This is a genomic window from Sedimentibacter sp. (assembly GCF_033447055.1).
Taxonomy (GTDB): Bacteria; Bacillota; Clostridia; order Tissierellales; family Sedimentibacteraceae; genus Sedimentibacter.
In genome coordinates, this window is sequence record NZ_JAWQJF010000014.1 from 1 (window position 1) to 8466 (window position 8466).

Genomic DNA, 8466 nt, shown 5'->3' on the forward strand with positions numbered 1-8466 from the left:
GCATCTAAAGGAAGAGCCTTGAAAGCTAGAGTTAAAATTCAACAAAGATTAATGGAACGTAGGATTAAAACGCCATTCGTAGATATTAAAAAGCCAGATATCAGTTTAGCTACTGATAATAAAATCGAAGAAACCATTGCTTTAAAAGTTACTGATTATAGTGTTGCCTTTGATGAAATACTTTTAGAAAATGTTAATTTTGAGATTAAATCTACTGATAAAGTAGCTCTTATTGGTCCGAACGGTACAGGAAAAACAACTTTATTAAAAGACATCTATAAAAATAATAATGATTCCATTGAAATAAATGATGACGTTAAAGTTGCCTATTTATCTCAAAATCAAGGTGAAATACTAAATGACTCTAATACAATACTTGAAGAATTTGCAGATGTTGGATTTAATACTTATCAAGAAATTAAATCATATCTTTCAAATTATTGTTTTAACGACAAACTCATCAATCAAAAGATAGGATCATTATCCGGTGGAGAAAAAAACATACTGCAATTGGCTAAAGTTTCAGCTATTAATGCAAACATGTTGCTCCTTGATGAACCTACAAGTCATTTAGACACTTATTCACAAATAGCACTTGAAAAGGCTATACAAAATTATAACGGTGCAATTCTGATGATTTCTCATGATTATAGTTTTATAGTAAACTGTATGGATTATGTTTTAATGGTTGAAGATAAGACAATTAGAAAAATGAGTATGCGAAAATTCAGACAGATGATTTATGCAAAACATTTTGATAAAGACTATTTAGAAATTGAACAAAAGAAAAAATCTGTGGAAACAGAAATAGCATTAGCTTTAAAAAATACTGATTTTGAGCTTGCAAAAACTTTATCTATAAAGTTAGAAGAACTGATTAAGTTACTTTAAATCTTATCTTCTATTGATGAAATTTATAAGAAAATTTCAGTTTTTCAAACATAAATATTCAAATTTATATATTATGAGCAGTGGTAAACCATCCTTCTCTTTTTTATATTTATTTTGGAGTATAATATTAAAGTGAATCTTTCCATAAAACAAAGACATCAATACTACTGATACCTATGAATTATTTTTTATGAAATTATGAATCATTGCGTCTCACTTTTCGCACTTTTATTCGGCGCGGTATACTACCTCAAATTCCTCACATACAACGAGCAAATATGATGTTGTGATCTCCCGCCTTCGCCAGATCGCAGTTTTCATATTCATAGAATGGATAGGCGGAAGCAGTGGCTGTCTTAATTCCGTTCAGCGTCAGCTGCGCCAGTAGATCTAGATCATCGCTTCCATAACACCACGCTTCATATTGTTCATTTTTGCAGGCAGGTTTTTCATGAGTGTACGCCTGCCAAAGTTCTTGTTCTTTCATAAGATTATACTTTCCTTTCTAAATAGATACCATACTCCAGTGAATCACAACCTGCAGAACAGAAAAAACAGAACATCGCATACGATATGTATTACAGCATGCGAAACCAGTAGACTCCTTGTTTGTTTTAGTTTTCGTATAAGACGGCTATATTACAAAAAGCAAAACATGGTGGTTTATTAAAGTTGCCCTTTTTAAAGGATACGGCGGTATCTAAGGAGGTATTGCCGTGTTTTCTTTTGCCCAAAAGATTGGTAAATTATCAAAAAAGCCTTGTCCCATTTTGGGACGTTTATAGGCAACAACACGAAGTTATAACCTACATAACACGAAAAAGGTATCATTATGCCCGATTGAGATTTTATTTATTTCAGTCGGGCATTTTTGCGTATATAGCCCTCATTGTCGTTCCCCATCATACAATGTATTTCTAACTCCGTCCACTTGTCTTCTCTAGTCTGATTTTTAAATCAGGTCCCAGTTAAATTTTACTTCACCTTTCTTCTATTTTCAAGATATAGTCCTTAAAATACAGCGCAATTTCAACCATACGTTCATCACTTAGTTCAATTACTTTTTCGCTATACTGAATAGAATCAGAGTTAATATATTCAGGATAAAGTTCAGCAGCTTCAGCATAATTTGGCGCTGGTGTAAACTCTTTTTCAACAATTTCATTTGTATCAATGTCCATCTTAAAATATACATCTGGACCAGCAATAGAACCGGTAGCTAAATAAGGACCTGTGGAATATGTTATATAAAATTCCAAAACATTTTCATTAGAATTTAAATTGACCCCACCTTCATTAATATATCCAAATTCTTCTGTGCTGAATTCATTAAAAATTTTCAATCCGGCAATATACATTGACCTATTTTCATAGTTATAGGTAATATATTCTGCAATATCATTCTCAATTAGTTCGTCATGGTTTTTTTTAAGATGTTCATTTATTTCAGAAATTTCTTCTGGACTTTTAATAATATAATTCGATATTTCTACTTCATCCCATTCGCTATTTATTGCAGGGTTTTTAGAATATAAAGTTATCTCCCCATTTTTATCAATAACCGCTTTGAAATAAAAATTGCTTTCTTTAGGCTGCAAGTATTCATCATATAATTGTTGATAATTTTTGTCGCCTCGTTCCTTGGCTTCTTTAATGTACTCTACAGTATCCGGATCTCTGTCATAATTTTTATCTATCACTTTATAATTAAAAACTGCTTCAACATTTCCATTTACGAATTCTTCTTTATAATCAGAAATTATGAAATCTATTAATTCATAATAAGGTGAAAAAACATTTACGAATTCTACTTTCAAGTATGTACTTATTTTATCATAGCTTGTATTATCGTGGCCTTCTTCAGTATTACCCGCTGTTTCCTTCTCAAAAATAACCCATTCATTATTAATTAAAACAACAATATTATCTTCAAAATGAGCATACTTTGTACCTATGCTTACAAAGTTGGTTTGACCTTCTTCAGTTGGTTTTTCTGACTGGTCAACCGAAGAACTGACTTCACCAATTATTGCACTTTCATCAATTTCAACAGATATTTGTTTTCCGGTATCAAGATATAGCTCACCTTTGACCATAATCATTGGTCTTAAATCTGTAATATCATTATTTAGTAAGTCAGTTTTAGGATTTGCTATTAGACCAATTCCAACTGCTATCACAACGATAATTGAGATAACAACAACCCAAAATTTTGGTTTTTTATAATTTAACACATTTTTTATCCTCCACTTTACATTACCCTCACCAAAAGCAAGAGGACTTCCATTTAGGATACGTCTTCCAGTTGCAAGTGCCAACAATGAATTAGCGTAAGATTTTTTGATATCAACCTTCATCTCTTTCAATACTCGTTCATCACAGGAAAATTCCATGTCTATACTCATTAACATGAATCCAATCCACACAAGTGGATTAAACCAATGTATTGTCAATATTATGAAGGCAGTTATCTTAATGATGTGGTCTTTTCTATAAATGTGTGTCTGCTCATGCAAAAGAATGTATTGCCATTCCTCTTTACCTAATCCAACAGGCAAGTAAATATTTGGGCTTATAATACCCAATACAAAGGGGGTTTTTAGATTTTCAGCTTCGTAGATGTTCTTATCTATTAATTGTGCATTTATTAGTTGTCTTTTTAAAAGAAGGACAGATACAAGACTATATATAAGCACTGCAATTATACCTATCATCCAAATATATGCACCTATTTCTATATAAATCTGCATAGGATTTACACTATCGCCTATAATCGGTGACGGCAGTACTTCGTTAACTATTGAATCAACAGATAGTATTCCGCTATTTATCTGTGGCTTTTGTTGATAAATTATATCATGAGGAATAGGAGTAGCAGTTTGTGGCAATAAACTGAATACACTCTCAAATGATAATGGAATTACAAGACGAAAAGCTACCACAGTCCATAATGCATAGGAAATAACCTTTGGAGCTTTTTGAAGCGCCATTCTGATAAGTATAACAAAAATAATTACATAACTAGCAGTAAGACTCATGTTCAAAATATTAATAAATATTTCACTCATTTCATCCCTCCTTGTGATCATCAATCAGTCTTTTCAATTCTTCCGCTTGATGATTACTTAATTTTTTACCACCAATAAATGCTGTCAAAAATTTAGGTAATGATCCTCCAAAAGTATCTTCAACGAAACGTATACTTTGATTTGCGTAATACTCTTTTTTTGCGTTTATAGATGTAACAACAGCATTTTCATTTTGAAAAATGCCTTTCTCACATAACTTTTTAAGCACTGTATATGTTGTAGACTTTTTCCAATTCATTTCTTTTTCACATAACTTCACAAGATCACCAGAACCTATTGGCTCATTCTGCCAAATAATATCTGCAAACTTTTCTTCACTTTCAGTAAGTTTATATTCTTTCATGGTAAACCTCCTTGGTCTATAAGTAAGAGACTTTTTCCTTTAGTCTATTACTTATAGACCAAAATGTCAATACAAAATATCATATATCGTACTTAATTGTTATATTCAGATATCTTCTTTACGGAAACAGAATATTTACCAATTTAATATATGTAATTAACAATATAAAAATCTTGCTGCTCTAATTTCTTCTTTTTTTAGAACAGTCCACATCTGCTACAATAAAGCATTTCTAAAAGCGGACGCGTCTTTAAAAGTTAACACCATAAATCTTTAGAAGTAAATTTAACATATATCCATCACAAATGCCTTAAAATAAGGCTTTTTTTATTGCTCAAAAGTACTTAAAAAAATATTTTTTCTATGTTATAACAATGGCGTTATTATAAGGATGGTGTTTTCATGGCATATTATCTAAAAAAGACAAAACTGAAAAGTCGTACTTATCTCTCTATTGATGAGAGCCTATACTGTCACGATAAGAAAGGAACTGCTCATAAGTGCTTCAAATCCCTTGGTTCAGTTGAAATACTTATGAAAAATGAAGGGCAAACTAACAAAAACAAGACAGATGAAACATTCATCCGTCTTGTTTGTTTTCTTTATAAATATCAATTTTTTAATATTAAATGTACACTATAAGGTAACCTCATATGTTAAAAAAATCGTGCCCCAGTTTTGAACTGGAATTTCCCTACAAAATCTCTTTATTAAAATGTCCTCTTGTGTCTGTTTCCTGATTAAAGACAGCTTTATTCATTGAGCCATTTAATTTGCTTAAAGCCTTATTAATGGTTTTCACAACCTGCTCGTTTGATTCAACTGTGAAGTTTAATCTGAATGCCTCGATTCCTTTTATGCTTTGTAGCTCATCTAAAAGATTAAGCGTCTTTCCATTAAGGATAGTCGTTGTACAATCATCATGAGAAATGATAGGGAACGTTCCTTGCTCATCTTTTAACTCGTAGCTCTTTGTTTTGCAAACACCGCATTGATTCATTTTTTTCATCGGACAATATTTTGTAAACATCAAAGGAGCCTTACCATATACAATCATTTCTAGTGCAGGATAGCCATCATTTTCTTCATAATAAGCATTAATTAAATCTTCAATTTGTCTCTTATTCATTTCATAAGATAAAGTTACTCGCGCCGCACCTAATCTATATAATTCATAGCAACTGGTAGAATTAACAACATTTAAAGAATAGTCCGTAACAAAAGGATTAGTTTTTCTGTAGTGATAAATTCCGCCATATCCTCCGATTAGTAGCTGCCCTTCTTTTTCCTTATAATCGTTCTGGTTTCTTCTAATAATGTTTTCAAAATAGATTTCCTTAATTCCACAGATCACGCAAGCATCATACTGTTCCTTAGTCGTTACAGAGGCCGTAAGGTATGGCTTTTCAGGGGCAAAGCTTATTTTTTCTTTTACTTTCAATGTTTTGGTTCTTTTCTTTTGGCTGTTAAGCTTTAAGTCATATAAGCCCTGTACAATATTTCTTCTTGCTGCATTTAACAGTTTAGCTGGAATAAATACATTGCTTTCCTCAAAATCTACATGGTTAAGTTCGAATATAGTGTCATTTAATCTTGAAAATTGCTTTATTACCTGCTCTTTTGTTGTTTGATTATTAATTGCTTCGCCTAGTATTTCCTCGCTTTCATATAAATAATTAAAGCCTAAACCCTCCCCATCTATGATAAGCTTTGAATCTGGATATGCATACACTTTAATATCTAGGTTAAAACGCTTAAATTCTTTTTCCAGTGATAATTCTAATTCTTTGTAATATAAATAATCCTTCGTTATATATACTAAATCACCCTTAGACATCTTTTCTTTAATTTTGATATAGCATACATCATCTGCTTTGTTGATTAAATTTCCATCTTTATCGTACAGTTTTACAACAGTTAAATTAACATCTTCATTGTTATGACTTATTCTGATTGTATCGTTTTGATTTAAAGTACGTGTAAGTGTTATTTCATACATGTCTTTAACAATCTTGCTGATTCTTCCAATTTCATAACCAAAGTTATTAGGTCTTAAGATGTTTGTAATATCTTTCTTATCTTCGTGAAACAAATATCCTTTAGTAAATGTTCTATTGAATGTTTTGCTTAGATTTTCTTTATCTTCTTGGGTTATTTTATTATCTAAGGCCATGCGATATTTTGATACAACATTAGCAACATACGCAGGCTCTTTCATTCGACCTTCTATTTTTAAAGAATCAATTTCTTTTAAATCATTGATATAATCGATTGTGTTTAAATCCTTAGTAGATAAAATATAGTTTTTCCCTAAAGATGTATCTGTTGTCTTATCAATTAGTTCATACTCCTTACGACATGAACCGACACATCTTCCGCGATTTCCGCTTCGATAGCCGATTAATCCGGACATTAGACAGTTTCCGGAATATGATACACATAAAGCACCGTGAACAAAAATTTCTAAAGGTATTTTAGCTATTCTTCTTATCTCTTTTACTTTTTCAATCTCAACCTCACGGGACAGAACAACTCTTTTAGCACCAAGTTCTTTAAATAATAAAGTACCGTCTAAATCGTCTATTCCCATTTGAGTTGAGCAATGTGCTTCCATATCAAGAAAGTTTTTAACTAAATAATCGAAAGCAGCCAGGTCCTGGACGATAATTCCATCAACACCGATTTCATTTAATTCATGCATCTGCTCTTTCATTTCTTCAACTTCGTTTTCGAAAATGATGGTATTCATTGTAACATAGATTTTAACATTCCTAAGGTGTGCATACGTAACAGCCTCTTTTAACGATTCATAATCAAAATTAGATGAGTATGCACGTGCACCAAATTTTTGCATTCCTAAGTATATTGCATCGCAACCATTGGAAATTGCAGCTTTTAAAGCTTCCATATTTCCTGCTGGAGCTAATAATTCAGTCATTTTTTCCTCCATACTAACGCTATTCTGCACTAAGCGCTTCTAAGTTGAAACCCACTATATATAACATATTAGGGCTTTATAAGAAAAAAGTCAATTGAAAGCATAAAAACTTTCAATTGACTTTAATTCTATTTGTCACAAGTTGGTTATCTTAATGACATTGCTCATTTACCATGCTTTTATCTTCAAATAGTAAATAGCTATATCAAATTCTTTTCTCATTAGTTTTGTATTCATTTGCAAGCTTAGTCCACGCTTCTAATGATTTTTCAATCTTTTCATAAGAAATACAATAAGATGCTCTAAAATATCCAGGACAACCGAAAGTTGTACCTGGTACTATTAGAATGTTATATTTCTTAGCAGCTGCTACGAAGGCTTTATCATCCTCTTCAAGTGCTTTAGGGAAGAGATAAAATGCTCCTTGTGGCTTAGTACATTCGAATCCAAGTTCAAGTAAATGGTTATATAACAGATCCCTGTTTCGTCTGTAGAAATCCACGTCAACAGTTTCATCTAAGCATTTTATGAGTACTCTCTGGAAAAGCGACGGTGCATTTGTAAAACCAAGATTCCTAGTTGCATTACTTAGGCATATTTCCACTTCTTCAGCTTCTTCCATCTCAGGTAAAAATGCAACATATCCAATTCTTTCTCCAGGTAATGAGAGTGATTTACTGTAAGAATAAACGATAAAGGTATTTGTATAATAATTCAACATAAAAGGAACTTCAATATCATCATAAACAATCTCTCTATACGGATCATCAGAAATAATATAAATAGTCCGATTAAGCTCTTTAGATTTTCTAGTAGCAATTTCAGCAATCCCTTTTAGAACCTCTTCTCCATATACTGCACCTGTAGGGTTATTTGGATTATTTAAAAGTATAGCCTTTGTCTTAGAGGTAATTGACGCTTCCAGTGCATCCAGGTCAGGTTGAAAGATGCCCAAGTGAGTTGGAACAACTACAAGCTTTGCATTGCAGTCACCGACATAGGCTCTGTACGGACCAAAATATGGAGAAAACGTGATCACTTCATCATCTGGATCCAAGATAGTCTTGAACACGACGCTCAATCCACCGCCTGCACCTACAGTCATTGCAACATTCTTATATGTCAGATTTACGTTGTATTTTTTATTGATATCTTGGGCAATAGCTTCTCTTACATCTTCATAACCTGAATTGCTCATATAACCA

The 8466-nt window shown here is 32.0% G+C and carries 6 protein-coding genes; 1 reads left to right on the forward strand and 5 read right to left on the reverse strand.

Annotated features, from left to right (window positions below; genetic code table 11):
- Nucleotides 1–891: ATP-binding cassette domain-containing protein (locus tag SA378_RS01070; protein WP_318524145.1), on the forward strand; the 891-nt coding region annotated here is incomplete at its 5' end.
- A gap of 259 nt (nucleotides 892–1150) precedes the next feature.
- On the opposite strand, the gene SA378_RS01075 is transcribed toward SA378_RS01070, so the two are convergent.
- The 5 genes from SA378_RS01075 to SA378_RS01095 form a co-directional block, all read right to left on the reverse strand.
- Nucleotides 1151–1378, reverse strand: coding sequence for a hypothetical protein (locus SA378_RS01075; RefSeq protein ID WP_318524146.1), 228 nt, complete (start codon nucleotides 1376–1378; stop codon nucleotides 1151–1153).
- A gap of 493 nt (nucleotides 1379–1871) precedes the next feature.
- Nucleotides 1872–3959: a M56 family metallopeptidase gene (locus SA378_RS01080; RefSeq protein ID WP_318524147.1), complete on the reverse strand. Its 2088-nt coding sequence runs from the start codon at nucleotides 3957–3959 to the stop codon at nucleotides 1872–1874.
- A 1-nt stretch (nucleotide 3960) separates the two neighbouring features.
- Complete coding sequence (locus SA378_RS01085) at nucleotides 3961–4323, reverse strand: BlaI/MecI/CopY family transcriptional regulator (protein ID WP_318524148.1); 363 nt, start codon at nucleotides 4321–4323, stop codon at nucleotides 3961–3963.
- Nucleotides 4324–5017: 694 nt separating this feature from the next.
- On the reverse strand, nucleotides 5018–7261 hold the full coding sequence (locus SA378_RS01090; protein WP_318524149.1) for a U32 family peptidase: 2244 nt from the start codon (nucleotides 7259–7261) through the stop codon (nucleotides 5018–5020).
- A gap of 205 nt (nucleotides 7262–7466) precedes the next feature.
- On the reverse strand, nucleotides 7467–8466 hold a 1000-nt coding region (locus SA378_RS01095; protein WP_318524150.1), incomplete at its 5' end, for a pyridoxal phosphate-dependent aminotransferase.